The sequence below is a fragment of the Frankia sp. CcI49 genome (assembly GCF_001983215.1).
Classification (GTDB): domain Bacteria; phylum Actinomycetota; class Actinomycetes; order Frankiales; family Frankiaceae; genus Parafrankia; species Parafrankia irregularis.
Window position 1 is genome coordinate 129,464 of sequence record NZ_MOWP01000037.1, and the last position, 20,249, is coordinate 149,712.

Below are 20,249 nucleotides of genomic sequence, written 5' to 3' on the forward strand. Positions count from 1 at the left end.
CCGGCGATGGGCGGTCGCATACGCGTGCGCACGGAAGCCATGATGATCATTCTCATCGTGACCTCCTTCGCGACTCCGCCGAACCCGACCGGACCGGCTCCTACCCGCAGCGCACTGATCGCGCTCCGGTGTTCACGGACAACGGTAGGAGCAGTCACCGGCGCTGACAACCTATTTTTGGAGTGATCTCACAGACTCGTTCTGCCACAGCAAGGATCGAAGCCACCCCGGCGTGTCACCGTTGGCACCGGTATCAGCACTCAGTGCCGCGATTCGCGTGACGCGGTGTCGGCGACCAGCGCGAGGACGTCCTCGCCGTACCGGTCGAGCTTGCTCTGCCCGATGCCGGGCAGCGCCACGAGATCCGCGGCGGTCGCGGGGCGACGCTGGGCGATCAGCCGCAGTGTCGCGTCGGTCAGCACGACGAAGGCAGGCGCTCCCTGCTCCTTCGCCCGCCGCGCCCGCCACGCGCACAACCGCTCGAACAGCTCCGCGTCCACCTGCCCCGGACACGTCTCGCAGCGTCCGATCCGGGCCCGCGCACCGGCCAGCGACCGCCCGCAGACATGGCACTGCACACTCTGCCGACCGCGCGGGCGCCCGGTGCCGCCGCCAACGGACTCCCCGCCCCGCCGCTCCCCCGCGGCCGCGGATCCGTGTCCGGCCCCGCGGCCGGAGCCGGATCCGGCCGCATCACCGGACGCGCGGGTCGCCGCCGTCCGGGAGGAGCCCCGGGTGCCGCCCGCGGTGGCCGCCGCCCGGCGCAGGTCGTCCAGGAACCGTGACGGCCGCCGGGAGCGGCGGGCCCCCTCGGCCCGCGCCAGCGACCACGACAGGGCCAGGTGGACCCGCGCCCGGGTGATGCCCACGTAGAGCAGCCGGCGTTCCTCCGCGATCTGCTCGTCGGACTGCGCGTGCACGATGGGCAGCGTTCCCTCGACCAGGCCGACGAGGAACACCGCGTCCCATTCGAGCCCCTTGGCGGCGTGCAGGGAGGCGAGCGTGACGCCCTGCACCGTCGGGGTGTGCTGGTGTGCGGCGCGTTCGGCCAGGTCCGCGACGAACGCCTCCAGATCGGCGTCGGGGCGGGCGGCCTCAAGGTCGACGGCGAGCCGGTGCAGTGCCGCCAGGTTCTCCCACCGCTCGCGGTCCGCGCCACGCCCCGCGGGAGCGGCGCCCGGCTGCCAGCCCAACGCCCCCAGCCCGTCGGCGACCGCGTCACCGAGCCCGCCGGGGCGGTCCGGCTCCGCCGAACGGACCGCCGCGCGCAGCATCCGCACGGCCGCGGTGACCTCGGGCCGCTCGAAGAACTTCTCACCGCCGCGCAGCAGGTAGGGGATGTCGGCCCGCGCCAGCGCCGTCTCGTACGCCTCGGACTGCGCGTTGATCCGATAGAGCACCGCGATGTCGCTGGCCGCCACACCCGTGGCCAGCAGCCCGCGGATACGCCTGGCGACGCCCGTCGCCTCCTCGGGCTCGCTGTCGGCCTCCAGCCAGGTGGGCGCCGGGCCCGCCGGGCGCATGGCGACGAGCCGCCCCCGGGGCCCGGCCGGCGCCGCAGCCGATCCGGCCAACCCGGTCGACGCCGCCGACCCGGCTGACGCCGCCGACCCGGCTGACGCGGCTGCCGGAGGAGCACCGTCCAGCAGGCCGTTCGCCAGCGCCACCACCTGCGGGGTGGAGCGGTAGTCCCGGACCAGCCGCACGACCGTGGCGGTCGGGAAACGCCGCGGGAAATCCAGCAGGTGGCGCGCGCTGGCCCCGGTGAACGAGTAGATGGTCTGGTGCTCGTCGCCGACGACGCACAGGCTGTCGCGATCGCCCAGCCAGGCATCGAGAACCCGCTGCTGGAGCGGGTTGACGTCCTGGTACTCGTCCACGACGAAGTGGCGGTAGCGGGAGCGCAGCTCGGCCGCGACCCAGCTGTGCTCCTCGATCACGGCCGCGGTCAGCAGCAGGAGGTCGTCGAAGTCGAGGACACCGGCCTCGCCTTTGACGTCCTCGTAGGCCTCGTAGAGGCGGGCCACGACGTCGGGCGCGTACGAGCCCTCCCGCCCGTGCTCGGCGGCGGCGTGGACGTAGTCGGCGGGCGCGATCATCATCGACTTCGCCCATTCGACCTCGGCGGCCAGATCGCGCAGCTCGGCGCGGTCCGGGCGCAGCCGGGCCCGGTTCGCCGCGCGGACGAGCAGCGGAACGCGGCTCTTCTCCAGCCTCGGCAGTGCCACCCCGGCGACCTTCGGCCAGAAGTAGCTCAGGTGCCGCAGCGCGGCCGCGTGGAAGGTGCGGGCCTGGACGCCGTCGGCTCCCATCAGCCGCAGCCGCCCACGCAGCTCGGCCGCGGCCCGGTTCGTGAAGGTCACCGCGAGGATCTGCCCCGCGCCGACCTCCCGCTGCGTCACCAGGTGCGCGATCCGGTGTGTGATGGTCCGGGTCTTGCCCGTGCCGGCGCCCGCGAGAATGCAGACCGGGCCGATCGGCGCGAGCACGGCGGCGAGCTGTTCAGGGTCGAGACCCGCGCCCGGCTCCACACCCGGGTTCGGCTCCGCACCAGCGCCGGCACCCGGTTCCGCGCCGGCACCCGGCTCCGGGCCCGCGCTCGGCTCCGGGCCCGCGCTCGGCTCCGCCTCGGTGGCCTTCTTCCCTCCGGGCCTGCGCGCAGGCGTCGGGGGGCGCGTGGGCGCTGACGCCCCGCGACGGTTCGGGCGAGTGGCTGATCCTGACATCAACCGACACGGTAGTCGCGGCTCGGCCCGACACGCCGGACCGGGAAGCAATGCCGCCACGACCGGGTTATGCGGTTGGTCGGCGATCGGACGACAAAACCTTTACCGGACGGATGCGACGGAGGCCTCGCTGTGATCACGATGTACACCACTCCCTGGTGTGGCTACTGCGTTCGACTGAAGGGCCAGCTCGACCGCGCGGGTGTGGAGTACGTGACGATCGACATCGAGCAGGACCCGACAGCCGAGCAACTCGTCCGCAATGCGAACAACGGCAACGCGACCGTGCCGACCGTGGTCTTCACCGATGGGACGGTGATGACCAACCCGTCCCTCCGCCAGGTCACCGAGAAAGTCGCTTCTGCCGCATAACGGATACGCAGGGCGACAACACTGCGGGAGTTCACGCCTTCCCGACGCGCACACGGCCGGCTCTTGGGACGGTGTCCGTCACTGCCCGTGAACTTTGTGGGAGAGTTCGGCCTGTGTCGTCAGCACCTTCAGGACTCCCGTGGAGCACGGTCGACGCCGCGCTGAGAGCCACGCACGCACTCCACCAGATGGAGCAGGCGTGCCTCATCGCGGTGTCGGGGACCCAGGCCGTCTACCTACGGGTGAGTGGGCCGATCCCCGAGCTGGTTGCCGGGCTGAGAGTTCCGCGTGCCCGGTGTCTACCTGCCCGAATGCTGGATGGGGCCGCCGCCGCGGGGTCCCGGGCCGACCAGGACCCGGCCCTGGCCGACACCGTCGAGGTGGAGCGGTTCGGCGTCCACAGCCACGTCTCGATGCCTCTCGTCGGGCCGGACGGCGCGGTGCTCGGCATCATCACCGGCCTCGACCGGTCATCGATCGCCATCTCGCCGGAATCACTCGGAGTACTGCGGGCAATCGCGGACAGTCTGGGAGCGTCAGACGCGCTACGGGACCAACTGACCCGCGAGGCCCGCTTCGAGGTTGCTGCCAGTAACGGCTCCGAGGGTGCCCAGCCCAGCGTGAGTGCCCAGCCCGGCACAAGCGCCGTGCCTGCGGCTGTCACCGCGCCCGGAAACGGCGAAGCGTCCGGAACGGGCGACACACGAGGAACCGGCGATGTTCCCGGAGGCGGCCAGCCGCCGACGGCACCCGGCGAGGCCGGGCCCGGGCAGGGCGCCCAGCCAGGCCCCGGTACGGGCCGGGACGGACCACATCCCGGGCACCCTGAGCCGTCGCCGGAATCAGCGGCGGGCAACGGGCCCCGGGTGACCCCCGAGGTTCTCGCCCGCGCCCCGCGCCCCGGCCCCGCCGCCCGGCCGGGCGCCCCGCGACCCGCGCCGCCGAAGTCGGGGCCGCCACGCCCGGGCGTGGCTCGCGGCCCGGGCGGAACGGCCGGCCCGGGCAGCAGGACTGGATCCGGCGCCTCGGACATGCGGCTGCGGCGGGCATCGGCCGGCTGGATCGTGGAAGGCCCGGGACCCGAGGTCCGGCCAGTAGGCGATCTCGTCTCCGCGATGGTCCTGGCCGACCTGCTCGCCGAGGATCTCAGCCCGCCGGGCCGGCCCCGACGGGCCGACCGCGATCTCAGCGAGACCGAGCAGCTGCGCCTGTCAGTGATCCAGCTCGAGCACGCGCTGGCCTCCCGGGTCATCGTCGAGCAGGCGATCGGGGTGCTGGCCGAGCGCAACCACATCAAGCCCAGGGATGCCTTCGAGCGGCTGCGACGCACCGCCCGAGGCATGGGCAGACGGGTGCACGACCTGGCCCGGCAGGTGGTCGAGTCGGTGGGCGACCCGCGGATCACCCTGCCGGGCGAGCTCGGCCGCGGCGGTGCCACCGGGTCTGGTCCCGGTCCCGGGCCGACGCCCGGCAGCCCGGGCAGCCCCGGAGCCGGTCCCGCCCCTGGCTCCGGTGCCGGACCCGGCCCTGGCAGCCCGAGCGGTTCCGGTGGCGGTCCGCCCCGCCCCAGCCCGCCCCGCGCCGCGCCCAGCCGCCGCTGACCTCACCGGCCCTGCCCCCGCGGGTCAGGCGGACTCGACGACGCCAAGCTCGACGTCGCCGAGCACCCGCACCGCTTCGGTGATCTTCGACGCGTCGCCCACGAGAACGGTCACCAGCCCGGTCGGCGCCAGCAGCTCCGCCGAGACGGCCTGGACCGCCTCCGCGGTGACCTCGGTCAGCGCCTGTGGATGGTCCCGCAGGTACTCCACGCCGACGCCCGCACCCGACAGCCCGGACAGCGTCCCGGCGAGCCCGGCCGCGGTGGCGCCCGACAGCGCGAGCGTGCCGATGAGGTACTGACGGGCGGCGTCCAGCTCCTCCGCGGTGGGTGGCAGCAGCGCCATCCGGCCGAGCTCGTAGTAGATCTCCAGCAGCGCCGGCCCGGTCACGTCGGTGGAGACCTCCGCGCCGACGGTGAACCGGGAGCCCGCCTGGTAGTGCTCGACCGAGCTGCGCGGCGAGTAGGTGTACCCCTTGTCCTCACGGATGTTGGAGACGAGCCGCGAGCTGAAGTAGCCACCGAAGATCGTGCTGGCGAGCCGCAGCGCCGGATGCGCCTGCGCGGCGCGGTTCAGCGCCCGCCCGCCGAGCCGGATGTTCGTCTGCACCGCACCCGGCCGGTCGACGATCACGATTCGGCCCGGCGTCGGCACCGGCGCGGGCGGGTGCCCCGCGGCGGCGGTGCCCTGCCACGCTCCGAGGGTCGCCTCGACGGCGTCCAGCGCCTGCTGGGGATCGACGTCCCCCACGATGGTGAGGATCGCGCCGCCGGGGCAGACCCCGGTGGCGTGCAGGGACCGCACGCGCTCGACACCGACCTCGGCGAGCAGCGCCGGCGGGTTGATGGCGCTGCCGTAGACGTGGTCGCCGAACATCCGGCGCAGCAGCGCCTCGCGAGCGATCACCGACGGCTGGCTGAACGCGGTCGTCGTCTCCTCGACGACCCGCTCACGCTCGCCGTCGAACTCGTCCTCCGGGTAGCTCGCCGAGGTCAGGACGTCGGCGATCAGCGCGAGCAGCGGCTCCAGGCTGGTGGCGAGCGCGGAGCTGACGATGGCCAGCCGGTCGGCGTCGACACCGGCCCGCAGCGAGCCGCCCAGGGCCTGCACCGCCGTCGCCAGCCCGACCCGGTCGTACCGGCCCGAACCGGTGAGGATGGTCTCCGCCAGCAGCTCGGCCTCGGCCTGGTAGGCCGCGCCCGCGCCGGCGAACGGAATCCGCAGCCGCAGCTCCACCAGCGGGACGCTCGCCCGGGCGACCACGTCGACCCGCAGGCCGTTGGCCAGGGTGCGCCCGACGACGGCCGGCAGCTCGTTCTGCACGGTGGGCGCGACCGCGGGGATCACCGAGCCGGCAGCGGATCCGGCGGCGCTCTCGCCGGTCACGGCCTCGCCGGTCTGGGGCTGGTCGTCCGTCCCGGTCTGGGCGGTCGTTGTCACCGTGCCTCCTTGTGCCGCGCTCACGCGGCGCCTGCCCGCAGCTCCAGCACCGCGCGGCCCTGCGCCCGCAGCGCGCCGGCGGCGGCCGCGACAGCCTCGCCGGTGACCTCCGCGAGCAGCCCGGGCAGCTCGTTGAGCAGTTCGGGACGACCGCGGTGCAGCTCGAAGGTGGCGATCTTCAGGGCGCGACCGAGCGCGTCGTCGGACTCCCGCAGGATGCCGGCGGCGACCTGGGCCCGCACCCGCTCGAGCTCGCCGGGCTCAAGCCCGTTCTCGGCGATGCGGTCGAGCTCCTCGTCGACGGCGGCGAGCACCCCGTCGGCGCTGGAGTCGCCGGCGTGGCGGGCCTCCAGCGTGAGCAGCAGCGGGTCCCGCTGGTCGAACGGGTCCCCGAAGGTGCCGACGTAGGTGCTGATCGCCGTCACCGAACGGTCCTTCTGGACGAGCCGCCGTTCCAGCCGGCTCGCGTCGCCCGTCGTGAGCACGTCGGTCAGCAGGTGGGTCGCGAGGAACGCCGGCAGGTCCTGGTCGGGATCGGGCACCCGGTAGCCGACCGCGAGCGCCGGCCGAGGCGCCAGCCGGTCGGTGAGCACCTCGCGGCGCTCCTCGGCCCGCACGGGCTCGGCGAAGCTGCGCCGCGGCGGCACCGCCCGGGCCGGGATCACCCCGAAGTACCGCTCGACGAGCTCCAGGGCCCGGTCGGGGTCGAACTCGCCGACGATGGTCAGGATCGCGTTGCCCGGCGCGTAGAACTTCTCCCAGAAGTCCGCGGCGTCGTCGAGGCTCGCGGCCTCCAGCTCCGAGAAGTCGCCGTACCCGTTGTGGGCGTTGGGGAAGGTGTCGAACGCGACCGGGGGAAGCGTGATCCAGGGGAACCCGCCGTAGGGCCGGTTCAGCACGTTGACCCGGATCTCCTCCTGGACCACGGCGATCTGGTTGTCCAGGTTCTCCCGGGTGATCCTCGGCGCGCGCATCCGGTCCGCCTCGAGGAACAGCGCCCGCTCCAGCGCGCCCGAGGGCAGCAGCTCGAAGTAGTCCGTGTGGTCGGGGTGCGTCGAGCCGTTGAAGATGCCCCCGGCGGCCTGCACGTACTTGGGATGCTCAGCCTTGCCCACGTGCTCGCTGCCCTGGAACATCAGGTGCTCGAACAGGTGGGCGAACCCGGTGCGGCCCTCCGGCTCCGAGCGGAAGCCGACGTCGTAGTGGACCGCGACGGCCACCACGGGGGCGGTGCGGTCCGGGGCGAGCAGGACCCGCAGCCCGTTGGCGAGCGTCACCCGCCGCAACGGGTAGGAGGGGGACGGCAGGGCGGCCCTCACCGCGCTGGGCGGGGGCGGACCGGCGGTCGAAGGCGAGGACACATCGCCACGCTACTGCCCGCGCCGGTTAGGCGGCCACGTTCGGCAGCATCACCTCACCGCACCGTCCCCGGGCGGAGACGAGAAGACTACGAAAGGACGATTCGCGGCAGGTACGGGACGACCACGCCGTGRCATGGCCACGCCGTGACATCGCCAGGCTGTGCCATCGCCGTGCTGTGACGTCGCCGTGCTGTGACGTCGCTGCTCCGTGGCACGGCCGCTCACCCGGCTGCCCACCCGGCCGCGCCGTCAGCGCGGGTGCCGGGCCCCTGCCGCCGAGACCAGGAAGACGAGCAGCGCGGCGATGGCCACCTGCAGCACCAGTGTGAGCAGCCAGCCCGCGTCGACACCGGAGGCGACCACCAGGCCCAGCGCGGCGCCGAGCAGGCCGATGAGCACCGTCATCAGGCAGCCGATCGGCGCCCGGCGGCGCGCCGGGACCACGAGCCGGCCGAGCAGGCCGATCACACAGCCAGTGATCAGTGCACTGATGATGCCGGTCGGTGTCTCCACGACGTCATTCTCGCTCCCGCGACGCGCCCGCCACACCCCGCCGCCGCCCCTTACACCACCCCCGTGCCGACCGACCCTCCCCACAGGCCGGACGTCCCGGCAGGCGGGCTTCCCGGCGGGCCGGCCAGCCGGGGCCGCGGGACGCAGGCGAGACTGTCCGAGTGGGAAAGTTTCCGCCCGGGCTGAGTGAATCCCTCGCCCATGGGCTGGAACAGCTGGGCGAGGAGATCATCGCGGCGATCGCAGCCGAGGTCCCCGCCTACGCCCGTCCGCTGGAAGGCTCGTTCGGGCGGGGCGTGCGCCGCGGCGTCGAGGAGGCCCTCGCCCGGTTCCTCGCGCTCGTCGAGGCCGGGCCGGGCGCCGCCGGTGACCTGGCCACCAGCCGGGACGTCTACGTCCGGCTGGGGCGCGGCGAGGTGCGCGCCGGGCGTTCCCTGGACAACCTGCTCAGCGCCTATCGGGTCGGTGCCCGGATCTCCTGGCGCCGGCTCGGGGAGGCCGCCCGCCACGCCGGCCTCGACGCCGGCGGCCTCGTGGCGCTCGCCGAGATGATGTTCGCCTACATCGACGGGATCTCGGCCGCGTCCGCGGACGGCTACGCGCTCGCCCAGTTCGAGGTCGCCGGCGAGCGCGAGCGCCTGTGGGACCGGCTGGGCGAGATGCTGCTCTCCGGCACGGACGCGGCGACCATCGAGCACGCCGCCAGCACCGGCGCGGTCCGGCTGCCCGAGCGGATGGCGGCCGTTCTGGTTCCCGAGGGGCCCGACGAGCAGCTGCCCTCACGACTGTCCACCGGCTGCCCGCGGACCAGCCACGGGTCCGACTTCTGGCTGTTCCTGGGAGACGCCCAGGAACCGTCCCGGCGGCTGTGGCTGGCCGAGCGGCTCGCCGGGGCCGGGGCGGTGGTCGGACCGTGCGTCGCCTGGCAGCAGATCACGACCAGCGTGGAGCGGGCCAGCTTCGCCCGGGCGGCACTGCTCGCCGGGCGGCTGCCCGCCGCGGCCGGGCCGGAGCCGCTGTTCACCGACGACCACCTCGCCGACCTGGTGCTGGCCCGCGACCCGGGCCTGCTCGATGATCTGGCCCGGCGCCGACTCGGGCCACTCGCCGCGCTCCCCGAACGCACCCGCTCCCGCCTCGCGGAGACCCTCCTGTGCTGGCTGGCCCTGCACGGCCAGCGCCGGCTGGTGGCCGAACGGCTGCATATTCACCCGCAGACCGTCCGCTACCGGGTGGGACAGCTGCGGGAGCTGTTCGGTACCACCCTGGACGACCCCGAGGCACGGTTCGAGCTGGAGCTGCTCCTGCGGGCGACCATCGGGCTGCGGCCGGGCGGCCCCGCGGAGCCACCCGGCTCCGAGAACACCCCCGGCACCGGGCCCGGCCCGGGGATCAGTCCCGGTCCCTGACGGGTGTCCCGCCGGTTCGGGGCGGCTGACACCGGCGAGCGCGCTACGGTCGGTGTTGTGCGGGTCGGGTCCTTCAACGCGATGCACGGGCTGTCCCTCGCGGACGGCCGGGTGGAGGCGGAGCGCTTCACCACCGCGGTCGCGGACCTGGACTGCGACGTGCTGGGCCTGCAGGAGATGGACCTCGCACAGCCACGGTCCGGCGGCGGTGACCAGGCCGCCACCGCGGCGACGGCGCTGGGGGCCTCCGACGGCGGCTGGCGGTTCGCCCCCACCGTCTACGGAACCCCCGGGCACCGCTGGCGCCCCGCGGACGGCCGGCGTGCCGAGAACGAGCCCGCCTACGGCATCGCGCTGGTCAGCCGCCTGCCGGTGCGCCGCTGGTGGGTGGTTCCGCTGGGCCGGTCGCCGGTCCGCTCCCCGGTCCTGGTTCCGGGGACGTCCCGGCGGGTGCGGATGATCCTGCTCGACGACGAGCCACGGGTGGCGCTGGCCGCCGTCGTCGAGACCGCGAGCGGACCGCTCACCGTGGTGACCACCCATCTCTCCTTCGCGCCGGGCTGGAACGCCTGGCAGCTGCGCAGGCTGGTCGGGCGGCTGCGCGAGGTCGACGGACCCGTCCTGATGCTCGGTGACCTGAACCTGCCGGGCCGGCTGCCGACCTGGTTCACCGGCTGGCGCCGCCTCGCCGCCCACCGCACCTACCCGGCGCACGCGCCCCGGGTGCAGCTCGACCACATCCTGGCCCGCGGCCCGGTCGGTACCGTCGCCGCCAGCGAGGCGCGCCGCACCGCGGTCTCCGACCACCTCGCCCTGCTGGTCGACATCCGCCGCTGACCGCGGGCCGCTACTTACCGGGCTGCCTGAGTCTGCCTGCCACGGCGGCAGCGGGCTCGGTGGCAGCGGGATTCGCCAGGATCGCGACGATCTCGTCCTCGGACAGCAGCGGCGGACGGACCACCTGCCCGGAGGCGACGTAGAAGTAGGCCGCGTCGACGTCGGGCACCGCCACCCCGCGGACCTTCGCCCAGGCGACCCGGTAGACGGCGAGCTGGACCGGATCGGCCGGCTCCGAGCCCGTCTTCCAGTCGACGACCTCCCAGCGGCCGCCGCCGAGGTCGTAGACGGCGTCGATGCGGCCGCGCACCGCCCGCCCGCCGATCATCACCTCGAACGGCTCCTCCAGGGCGAACGGGCGGCGGGAGCCGTACGGGCCCGCCAGGAACGCGTCCTGCAGCGCGGCCAGATCCGGGCCGCTCAGACGCTGGCCGGCCATCGCCTCGGCACCGGCCGCGTCCACCACGTCGTCGAGGTCGATCAGCGGCCGCTGCTCGAACAGCTCCTCCACCCAGGTGTGGAACCGGGTGCCTCGGCGGGCCTGCGGCACCGGGCGCCGCGGCAGCGGACGGGCCAGCTCACGGGCGAACTCGGCCGGATCGGCACGCAGCCGCACGATGTCGGACGCGGTCAGGCTGGTCGGCATCGCCACGTCCCGGAAGGGCGCCCGGGCCGAGCGTTCCTCGGCCAGCAGCAGCGCCGCCTCACGGTCCAGCTCGGCGAGCAGCGCCCGTTCCCGGGCGGTCATCCCGGCCAGCTCGTCGACGGGTGGCGCCTGCCCGGCACCCAGCAGGGCGAACGCCTGCTCGACAGCCGCCGCGGCCTCCCGCCGCCGCGCGTAGGCGACCGGCTCGTAGGGCATCGGCCAGCTGAACTCCGCCGGCACGGCCAGGTCGGGGTTACGGCCCGGAGCCGGTTCCGGCGCCCAGACGGCCACCTGTCCGTGGCCCGCGGCGGCGTGCTCACGCAGCTCGGTGAGGAACACCGAGGGGCCACGCCGGGTGCGTTGGGTCGGCCCCCACCAGTGCCCGCTGCCCAGCAGCACCGACTTCGCCCGGGTGAACGCGACGTAGGCCAGTCGCCGCTCCTCCCGTTCCTGGTAGGCCCGGCAGTCGTCGGTGAAGGTCGCGAGCTCCGCCTTCGAGTCGCTGACGGCATAGGTGGGCAGCTCGGCCGCATCGCCGCGCAGCGGTGTGGGCAGCACACCGGTCGACGTCGTCCACCGGTCCCGCACGGTCAGGTCGGGAAAGACCCCCCGGCTCAGGTCCGGAACGGCCACGACCTCCCATTCGAGGCCCTTCGCCCGGTGCACGGTCATCAGCGCGACCGCGTCCGCGCCGCTCGGACCGGTGATGTCCAGGCCGCGCTCGTGCTCCCTGGCCGCCCGCAGGTAGGCGAGGAAGGAGGCGAGCGAGTTCGGCCCGTCCGGGTCGTCGAAGTCGGCGGCGGCGTCGAGGAAGGCCGCCAGGTTCTCCCGCCGGCGGGCCGCGACCGCCTTCGGGCTTGCGGAGATCTCCACATCGAGCCCGATGGTGGCGATCACCCGGTGCAGCAGGTCGAGCAGCCCGTCCCCGACGTGGACGCGCAGCGCGGCCAGCTCCGCACCGAGCTCGATCACCCGCTCCCGGCCGGCCGCGGAGATCTCCGGCCCCGGATCGGTGAGGGCGTCCGCGAGCGCGACGACATCGCAGGGGTCGATGCCGGCGACCGCCTCGGCCAGCGGGTCCGCGGCCGCCGGCCCGGCCCCGGCGTCCCCGCCGGCCGCGGCAGCCGCGGCCCCGTCCCTGGCGGCGTCGGCGGACAGCAGCTGCCGCGCCCGCCGGCCGAGCGCCGCCAGGTCCCGTGGACCGAGGCGCAGCCGCGGGCCGGTGAGCAGCCGCACCAGCGCCGCGTTCGCGATCGGGGACTCCAGCACCTCCAGGACGGTGACGACGTCCGCGATCTCAGGAAGATCCAGCAGCCCGGCCAGGCCGACCACCTCGACCGGCAGCCCGGCGGTGGTCAGCGCCGTGTGCAGGGCCCGGACGTCGGACCGGGCCCGCACCAGCACCGCCATGCTGCCGGGCCGCTCCCCCGCGGCGACCAGCTCCGCCAGCCGTTCGGCGACCCACGCGACCTCCTGCGCCCAGGTCTCGTGCAGCGCCACCAGGGTGCGCCCGGCGGCGACGACGTCCGCCCGGGGCCGCAGCTCGACGACATGGTGGCGGGCCCGCAGCGGCGCGGCCACGTCGTTGGCCAGCGCAAGCAGCCGGCCGCCGCTGCGCTGGTTCACCGACAGCCGGTACCGGGCGGCCGGCGTGCCGTCGGCGCGGGGGAAGTGCTCGGGGAAGTTGTCGAGGTTCGCGACCGAGGCACCCCGCCAGCCGTAGATCGCCTGGCAGGGGTCGCCGACCGCGGTGACGGGATGCCCGGCGCCGAACAGCCCGGCCAGCATCGTCCGCTGCGCGACGGAGGTGTCCTGGTACTCGTCGAGCAGCACCACCCCGGCCCGGCCGCGTTCGGCGACCGCCACCTCCGGGTACCGACCGGCCAGCCGGGCGGCGAAGGTGACCTGGTCACCGAAGTCGAGGACGTCGCGGGCCCGCCGGGCCACCCGGTAGTCGGCGACGAGCGCGGCGAGCTCGCGCCGGCCCCGCGCGGTCGCCGCGATCCGGCGCAGTTCCTTGCGCAGCGTCTTCGTGCCCGAACGGCGGGCCGCGTCCGCCAGCGCGGCGAGGGCCTGGTCGAACAGCCTGGCGTCGAACGCCATCAGGTCGTCCGCCGCGACGAGATGCTCGCTCATCTCGCCGTCCAGCGCGACGAGGTCCGCCACCAGGGCGGAAATCGATCGGGTGAGCGCCTCGACTCGGCCGCCGTGCGTGCGCACGACCCGGGCCGCGAGCTGGTACCGCGCGGCGGCGACGAGAATCCTCGTGTCCGGTTCGAGGCCGAGCCGCAGTGCGTGCTCGCCGACCAGCCGACCGGCGTAGGCGTGGTACGTGCTGATCGTCGGCTCGTCCGCGGCGCCGGCACCGGAACCGGGTCGGTCGCCATCGCCGTCTCCCGGCTGGCCCTCGCTCTGGCCCGAGCCCGGGCCCCGGCCGGCGTCGGCAGCCCGGCGCAGCGCCAGCCGGACCCGCCCGGCCAGCTCCGCCGCCGCCTTGTTGGTGAAGGTGAGGCCGAGCACCCGCCCCGGCTCCACCTGGCGGGTGGCCACCAGCCACACCACCCGGGCGGCCATGACGGACGTCTTGCCCGAACCGGCACCGGCGATCACCACCGCGGGCTCCAGCGGCGCGGTCGCGGCGGCGAGCTGCTCGTCGGTGTACGGGACACCGAGCAGGTCACGGAGTTCCTCGGGCTCCAGCCGGGGGCCACGGGGCTCGTCGTCGCCACCGGCGCCGGCCGCCGGGCCGAAGCCGGGCAGCGCCTGCTGCGGGCCGGAGCCGGCGAGGCTGGTCAATCGATCACCTGTTCCCCCTCCGGCCGGGCCGGGCAGGATCGACGAAACGAACACATCGTGCACGCATCGCCCGGTGTCGGCCGGAACGACTCGCTGGTGATTGTCCGGACCGCGTCCTCCATCAGATCGTCGATCCACACCCGCCCATCGGTGGGCAGCGCCTCCTGGGCCTGCACCTCGGGTGGCGCCGGCTGCTCGTCCGGCAGCCGGGGGCCGAGGCTCTCGCCACCGGCGTCACGCCGCAGATGAACCAGCTCGGCACCGCCCGGAACCGCCGGCGGGCGGGAGCCGGCCGCGGAATCCGGGTCGGACACGGAACCGAAGTCAGGTGCGGAACCGGAGTCAGGTGCGGAGCCCGGGTCAGGCACGGAGCCCGGGTCAGGCGCCGCGCGGGAACCGGCCGCGGCCTCGTCCAGGACCCGGTCCAGCGCGCCCTCGCGCACGGCGAGCTGGTAGCTGCCGAGCTGGGCATGGGTCTGCAGATCGCGCCGGCTCGGCGCCGCGCGCCCGGTCTTGAAGTCGACGACGTGCACCCGGCCGTCGTCGTCGAGCTCGACCCGGTCGATGAAGCCGCGCAGCCGGACGACCCGGCCGGCGACCTCGATGTCACACGCGAAGCGCACCTCGGAGGCCACAACCTCACGCCGCCGAGCGGCGTGCCAGTCCAGGAACCGGCGCAGCGCCTCGCGCGCCGCCGACCGTTCCTGCTCGGAGCGCCAGCGCGAGTCGAACTCCAGCTGGCGCCACACGAGGTCGAGCCGGGCGTCGAGGGCGTCCATCCGGGCGGGGGTGCGCCCGCTCGACACCTCGTCGGCGAGCGCGTGCACGACCTTGCCGAAGCCCTGCGCCGCCGACGCCGGCTCGGCGGCCTGCGCCTCGTGTTCGAGGAACCAGCGCAGGCCGCAGGTGGCCAGGCCGGACAGCGACGAGCCCGACAGCGCGATCGGGCCGTCCGGCGCGACGACCGGCACCGACGAGCTGGTGACGTCCACCAGGCCCCACCAGCGGTTCGGATGGGCCGCGGGCACCAGCGCCCGGCCGGCACCGTCGCCGGCCGCCGCGAGCGCCGCGAGCCGGACCGCGGCCGCCGAGCGCATCGCCGCCGAGGCGTCCGGGTCGACGGTCAACCGCCGCAGCGCGGCGACCAGCCCGACCAGGGTGAGCGGCCGCACCGAGCGGGATCGCACCTTCTCCACCTGGACGCCCAGCTCGTCGAGGAACCTGCTGGGCTGCTCCCCGTCGTCGTCGGCGCCGTCCACCGCGGTGACCACGAGACGCCGCCGCGCCCGGGTGAGCGCCACGTAGAACAGCCGCCGCTCGTCGGCGAGCAGCTCGTCGCGGGTGCGGGGCGGCCGGATCCCATCTCCGCCCCGGTGTGGTGCGTCCAACTGTTCGGCGCCGAGCAGGCTGTGCCGCTGGCGCAGATCGGGCCAGACGCCGTCCTGCACCCCGCAGACGACGACGACCTGCCATTCCAGTCCTTTGGAGCGGTGCGCGGTGAGCAGCCGGACGGTGGCCGGGCGACCGGCCCTGGTCTCGGTGTCCGGGGCGATCTGCTGGTGGGTGAGCTCGCTGACCACCGATGCCACGCCGAACCCGGGCCCGCGGCGCTCGCCGAGGCGTTCGACCGCGTCGAAGAGCGCGACGACCGCGTCGAGGTCACGGTCCGCCGACCGGCCGGCGGCCCCGCCCGCGGCGGAGGCCCGTTCCAGCCTGGGTCCCCAGCCGCTCGCCGACCAGAGCGTCCACAGCGCGTCCTCGGGGGCGCCGCCGCGGCGCAGCTCCGCCCGCACCGTCCGCAGCAGCTGCCCGAGCCGGTGGACCGGCGCCGCCAGCTCGTCCGGGACCATCAGAAGCATCCGCTGCGGATCGGCGACCGCGGCCCGCAACAGTTCGGCGGACGAGGCGGGCGTTCCCGGCATCCGGGCCGCACCCACGGGCTCATCCCCGTCGTCAGGCGACGGGACGTCCTCCTGGGCCGGTGCGTCGTCGCCTGATCCGTCGTCGGCTGCCGCGTCGTCGGCTGCCGCGTCGTCGGCCGGTACGTCGTCCTGGGCCGGGCCGTCGGGCCGGTCCGGTGAGACCGCCGTGGCCGCGTCGAGGGCCCGCAGCTCACGGCCGAGCGCGCGCAGGCCGGCCGGGTCGGCCCCGCCCAGCGGTGAGGTGAGCAGCGCGCGCGCCGTCTCCGGGGTGAGGTGGCGGGATGGGTCGTCCGCGCACCGCAGCGCCGTCAGCAGCAGCTCGGCGGCCGGCTCCCGCGCCACGGGCAGCTCGCCACCGCCGACACTCACCGGGACCCCGGACGCCGTCAGTACCCGGCGCAGCACGCCGAGGCCCGCCGTCGAGCGGACCAGGACAGCCATGTCGGCCCAGCCGACCCCGTTCTCCAGGTGCTCGCGGCGCAGCAGGTCGGCGATGGCCTCGGCCTCGGCACCGGCCGTCGGATACGTGCGGACCGAGACCTGGCCGGGCCCCGCCACGCCGTCCGCCGGGACGAGATCCCGATGCGCGCGGACATACCGGACGGGCAGACCGGCCGACGGGAGCCGGGCCGCCACCCGCCGGCTCGCGGCGAGCGGGGCCGGGGCCATCCGGCGGCACCGGCGCAGCGCGGTGACCGGTGCCGGTGATCCGTCCCGGCTCGGGAAGCGGGCCGGGAAGTCGAGCAGGCCCCGCACCTGGGCCCCGCGGAACGCGTAGATCGCCTGGTCGGGGTCGCCGAAGACCACCAGGTCCCCGCCGCCACCGGCGACCGCGGCGAGCAGCCGCTCCTGCGCCGGGTCGGTGTCCTGGTACTCGTCGACGAAGACCGCCTGGTAGCGCTGGCGCAGGCTCGCGAGCACCGGCTGTTGCGCGGTGAGGTTGGCCGCGCTGTGCACGAGGTCGGCGTAGTCGATCGCGCCCTCGGCGCCGAGGGCGTCGAGATAGTCGCCGTAGAACTCGGCGACGGCCTTCCAGTCGGTGCGCCCGACCCGCCGGGCGATCCGGGCCAGTGCCGGCGGGTCGACGCCGATCTCCCTGGCCCGGGCCATCAGCATCCGGACCTCCTCGGCGAAACCGCGGGTGCCCAGCGCCCCGGCCAGGGCATCGGGCCAGGCCGGACGGCCGAGCTCACGGGACCCTTCGAGCAGGTCGCGCAGGCGGGCGTCCTGCTCCGGGCCGGACAGCAGCCGCGGCCCCCCGGACGCGGTGTCTGCCCCGTACACCCTCAGCAGCGCCAGGCACCAGGCGTGGAACGTCCACGCCGCCGGGCCGACGGCCCCCGCCCCGAGCCGAACGGCGAGCCGCTCGCGCAGGTGACGGGCCGCCCGCCGGCTGAACGTGAGGACCAGCAGCGACGCGGGATCAGCGCCCGCCTCAACCCGCCGGGCCACCGCCTCGACGAGCGTTGTGGTCTTTCCCGTGCCCGGCCCGGCCAGGACCAGAAGTGGGCCTCCGGCGTGTCCGACCACCTCGGCCTGCGCAGCATCCAACACGATGGGTGACACCATCGGTGCGGGCGGTGCCACCAGGCGAAACGGTCGCCGCAGCGGCTGGCGGGCGGTAGACGGAACACGGACCACACAGCACAGCTCATCACGACAGCCCGTCAAGATCGTCAACGCCTGGCGTAGGCGATCGACGCTGCGCCGCACGGAGTCTCGTAGGACCGACGCAGGACCCTTGGAGCAGCACAAGATGAACACGAATTGCACCAAAGGTGTCGGTATGGGTGCAGCACACGGACAGTCCGTGGCACCGTCAGTCGTTATGAGCAATACCAGGATCCAGCCTGATCAAGGCGTCCGTTCCGGGCCCGGCGCCCTGCCCGTGGACGACCCCGAGCCGGAATCCGCACCAGGTCCCAGGCCGGGAACCGGACCTGCTCCGGGCACGGAGCGCGGAGATCTGGCCGGCCGGGTCGCATTCGTCACCGGCGCGGGATCCGGCATCGGCGCCGCCTGCGCGCGCCGGCTCTCCGCCGCCGGCGCCTACGTGGTCCTCGCCGACCGGGACGGCGACGCGGCGAAGGAGGTCGCCGCGCAGATCGAGGCGGCCGGCGGCGACACGCTGGTGACCGTCGTCGACGTCACCGACCCCGAGGCGGTGGCGGGAGCCGTGCAGACCGCGTTCGAGCTGCAGGGGCGGCTGGACCTGGCGGTCAACAACGCCGGGGTGGTGACCGACCGGGCGCCGCTGGAGGACGTCCCGCTGGCCGACTGGGACAAGGTGATCGCCGTGAACCTGTCCGGAGTCTTCTACAGCATGCGGGCGGAGATCCCGGCGATGCTCGCCAGCGGCGGCGGCTCGATCGTGAACATGGCGTCCGTCCTGGGCACCGTCGGCCTGCCCGGCACACCCGCGTACGTCGCCGCGAAGCACGGCGTGATCGGCCTGACCAAGGCCGCCGCGCTGGACAACGCGACCCGGGGCATCCGCGTCAACGCGGTGGCTCCGGGCTTCATCGACACCGCGATGGTCCGCGGGCAGCGCGGCGCGCGTTTCTTCCAGCCGACCAACCGGCTGGGCACCGCCGACGAGGTGGCCGAGGTCGTGAACTTCCTGCTCTCGGACCGGGCCTCACTGGTGACCGGCAGCGTCTACTCCGCCGACGGCGGGTTCACCGCCCGCTGAGACCCGGTCCTGCCGAGATCCGGTCCCGCCGAGGATCCGTCCCAGCGGGCCGACCGCAGATCGACGCGGTCACCGGCGGGCCGCAGCGGGGTGCCGTCCGCGCGCAGCCGGCGCAGGGCCTCCACCGGCGCGGCCGGGTTCGGCTCCCCGGAGGACCTGATCACCCGATGCCACGGGACGTCCTCCTCGCCGCCGTGGCGCGCGAGCACCGCGCCGACGGTCCGCCCGCTGCCGGCGCCGACGTACTCCGCGATGTCGCCGTAGGTCATCACCTTGCCGACGGGGATGCTGGCGACCACGTCGAGCACCGCGACGGCATAGGGGGTCAGGCCGGGCCCGCCCAGAAGCCTGTGTTCGGGCACCGGCCCGGCCTCCCGATCGAATGTGTCACGAGCTGCTCAGGAGCGGCGACGGCATCGCGCCGGGACCGACGTCGTCGGGGCCTGCACCCCGACGACGTCCGGCGCCGCTGCGCTAGTAGACGGGCAGCGTCTTGTCCACCTGGGTCGCCCAGGCGGTCACCCCGCCCTGGACGTGCACCGCGGACGAGAAACCGGCGGCCTTGAGGGTCGCCAGTGCCTCGGCGGAGCGCACCCCGCTCTTGCAGTAGACGACGACCCGCCGGTCCTGCGGCAGCTCCGCCAGGTGCGCCGGCAGGTCACCCTTGGGGATCAGCCGCGCGCCGGGGATCCGCACGATCTCCCACTCCGCGGGCTCCCGGACGTCGACGAGCTCGATCGGCTCCCCGCCGTCCAGGATGCCCTTGAGCTCGGCCGCGGTGATCGTCGAGCCGGAGGCGGCCTGCTGGGCCTCCTCCGAGACGACGCCGCAGAACGCCTCGTAGTCGATGAGCTCCGTGATGGAGGGGTTCTTTCCGCACAGCGGGCACTCCGGGTCCTTGCGGACCTTGATGGAGCGGTAGGTCATCTCCAGGGCGTCGTAGACCATCAGCCGGCCGACGAGCGGCTCGCCGATCCCGGTCAGCAGCTTGATGGCCTCCGTGGTCTGGATCGACCCGATCGACGCGCACAGCACGCCGAGCACACCGCCCTCCGCGCACGACGGCACCATGCCGGGCGGCGGCGGCTCCGGGTAGAGGCAGCGGTAGCAGGGGCCGTGCTCGGCCCAGAAGACACTCGCCTGGCCGTCGAACCGGTAGATGGAACCCCAGACGTACGGCTTGCCGAGCAGCACGCAGGCGTCGTTGACCAGGTAGCGGGTCGCGAAGTTGTCCGTGCCGTCGACGATCAGGTCGTACTGGCTGAAGATCTCCTTGACGTTGGAGGTGTCCAGCCTGGTCTCGTGGATCACGACGTTCACGTACGGGTTGATCTCACGAACGGCGTCCCGCGCGGACTCGGCCTTGCTCCGGCCGACGTCGGACTGCCCATGGATGATCTGCCGCTGCAGGTTCGACTCGTCCACGACGTCGAACTCCACAATGCCCAACGTGCCGACACCGGCCGCAGCCAGGTACATCAGTGTCGGCGAGCCCAGGCCACCCGCGCCCACGGCGAGCACCCGGGCGTTCCTGAGCCGCTTCTGCCCGTCCATCGCGACGTCCGGAATGATCAGATGCCGCGAGTACCTGCGGACCTCGTCGACGGTCAGCCCCTCGGCGGGGGAGACCAGGGGCGGTAGTGACACGTTGCTCCTCGCCTTCTCAGTGGGCCTTTCCATCTCACGTCCCAGGGCCGGGGAAGCCGAGAGCCCGAGTCGGCGATGGAAAACGCCCAGTGTTCCCACCCGACGATGCCACAGCCGCCGGTGCCGGCAGCCGCGATCGACGGTTCGCGTGCCCTCCCGCACGACCACGCCCGCAGGCGGGTCGCCCGGAATTCTCCACCATGGTGCAGCGCATCCCCCGGCTCCGCTGTTCCCGACGTCGCACATCACCGGGAAGTGGCTCGCGCGACAGCGGACCGGCCCGCGGC

Annotated in this window: 13 protein-coding genes; 5 read left to right on the forward strand and 8 right to left on the reverse strand. The window is 74.4% G+C overall.

The annotated features are described in order from the left end of the window. Positions 1–260: 260 nt before the first annotated feature. Entirely contained in the window at positions 261–2,531 is a 2,271-nt protein-coding gene (locus CcI49_RS32465) for an ATP-dependent DNA helicase UvrD2 (protein ID WP_054565152.1), read from the reverse strand. A 327-nt stretch (positions 2,532–2,858) separates the two neighbouring features. On the opposite strand from CcI49_RS32465, the gene CcI49_RS32470 reads away from it, so the two are divergent. Next, positions 2,859–3,098: a mycoredoxin gene (locus CcI49_RS32470; protein WP_006544268.1), complete on the forward strand. Its 240-nt coding sequence runs from the start codon at positions 2,859–2,861 to the stop codon at positions 3,096–3,098. Positions 3,099–3,409: 311 nt separating this feature from the next. Next, positions 3,410–4,699 carry an ANTAR domain-containing protein gene (locus CcI49_RS43800; protein ID WP_241840367.1) on the forward strand — a complete coding sequence of 430 codons (1,290 nt, stop codon included), beginning with the start codon at positions 3,410–3,412 and terminating at the stop codon, positions 4,697–4,699. A gap of 24 nt (positions 4,700–4,723) precedes the next feature. On the opposite strand, the gene CcI49_RS32480 is transcribed toward CcI49_RS43800, so the two are convergent. From CcI49_RS32480 to CcI49_RS32490, 3 genes are all read right to left on the reverse strand, one after another. Further along, complete coding sequence (locus CcI49_RS32480; RefSeq protein ID WP_076833047.1) at positions 4,724–6,139, reverse strand: pitrilysin family protein; 1,416 nt, start codon at positions 6,137–6,139, stop codon at positions 4,724–4,726. Between the two features lie 20 nt (positions 6,140–6,159). Next, positions 6,160–7,458, reverse strand: coding sequence for a pitrilysin family protein (locus tag CcI49_RS32485; RefSeq protein ID WP_054565155.1), 1,299 nt, complete (start codon positions 7,456–7,458; stop codon positions 6,160–6,162). A gap of 291 nt (positions 7,459–7,749) precedes the next feature. After that, complete coding sequence (locus CcI49_RS32490; RefSeq protein WP_054565156.1) at positions 7,750–8,013, reverse strand: hypothetical protein; 264 nt, start codon at positions 8,011–8,013, stop codon at positions 7,750–7,752. 161 nt (positions 8,014–8,174) lie between these two features. On the opposite strand from CcI49_RS32490, the gene CcI49_RS32495 reads away from it, so the two are divergent. Continuing rightward, positions 8,175–9,422 carry a PucR family transcriptional regulator gene (locus CcI49_RS32495; RefSeq protein WP_054565157.1) on the forward strand — a complete coding sequence of 416 codons (1,248 nt, stop codon included), beginning with the start codon at positions 8,175–8,177 and terminating at the stop codon, positions 9,420–9,422. 57 nt (positions 9,423–9,479) lie between these two features. After that, complete coding sequence (locus CcI49_RS32500; protein WP_054565476.1) at positions 9,480–10,259, forward strand: endonuclease/exonuclease/phosphatase family protein; 780 nt, start codon at positions 9,480–9,482, stop codon at positions 10,257–10,259. Between the two features lie 10 nt (positions 10,260–10,269). Here CcI49_RS32500 and CcI49_RS32505 read toward each other — a convergent pair whose 3' ends face one another. Continuing rightward, positions 10,270–13,701 carry an ATP-dependent DNA helicase gene (locus tag CcI49_RS32505; RefSeq protein WP_076833052.1) on the reverse strand — a complete coding sequence of 1,144 codons (3,432 nt, stop codon included), beginning with the start codon at positions 13,699–13,701 and terminating at the stop codon, positions 10,270–10,272. After that, positions 13,698–17,192 (reverse strand): ATP-dependent DNA helicase, encoded by a 3,495-nt coding sequence (locus CcI49_RS32510; protein ID WP_076833056.1) that lies wholly within the window; start codon positions 17,190–17,192, stop codon positions 13,698–13,700. Before CcI49_RS32510 ends, CcI49_RS32505 begins: the two co-directional genes overlap by 4 nt. 187 nt (positions 17,193–17,379) lie before the next feature. Here CcI49_RS32510 and CcI49_RS32515 point away from each other — a divergent pair, with 187 nt between their 5' ends. Further along, positions 17,380–18,315 (forward strand): SDR family NAD(P)-dependent oxidoreductase, encoded by a 936-nt coding sequence (locus CcI49_RS32515; protein WP_083473080.1) that lies wholly within the window; start codon positions 17,380–17,382, stop codon positions 18,313–18,315. On the opposite strand, the gene CcI49_RS32520 is transcribed toward CcI49_RS32515, so the two are convergent. Together CcI49_RS32520 and moeZ are read right to left on the reverse strand one after the other, a co-directional pair. Further along, positions 18,282–18,677, reverse strand: a complete 396-nt coding sequence (locus tag CcI49_RS32520; protein WP_054565159.1) for an MGMT family protein — start codon at positions 18,675–18,677, stop codon at positions 18,282–18,284. The two genes, CcI49_RS32515 and CcI49_RS32520, sit on opposite strands and share 34 nt — an antisense overlap. A gap of 112 nt (positions 18,678–18,789) precedes the next feature. Next, the gene (gene moeZ / locus CcI49_RS32525) at positions 18,790–19,962 is read right to left on the reverse strand and encodes an adenylyltransferase/sulfurtransferase MoeZ (RefSeq protein WP_054565160.1); all 1,173 of its coding nucleotides are present in this window, start codon (positions 19,960–19,962) and stop codon (positions 18,790–18,792) included. Between the last annotated feature and the right edge of the window lie 287 nt (positions 19,963–20,249).

What these genes read in the sequence shown, in the direction of transcription:
- CcI49_RS32510 (WP_076833056.1), bottom strand. Translation starts at nt 17,192, where the DNA reads ATGGTGTCACCCATCGTGTTGGATGCTGCGCAGGCCGAGGTGGTCGGA.
- CcI49_RS43800 (WP_241840367.1), top strand. Translation starts at nt 3,410, where the DNA reads ATGCTGGATGGGGCCGCCGCCGCGGGGTCCCGGGCCGACCAGGACCCG.
- CcI49_RS32515 (WP_083473080.1), top strand. Translation starts at nt 17,380, where the DNA reads ATGAACACGAATTGCACCAAAGGTGTCGGTATGGGTGCAGCACACGGA.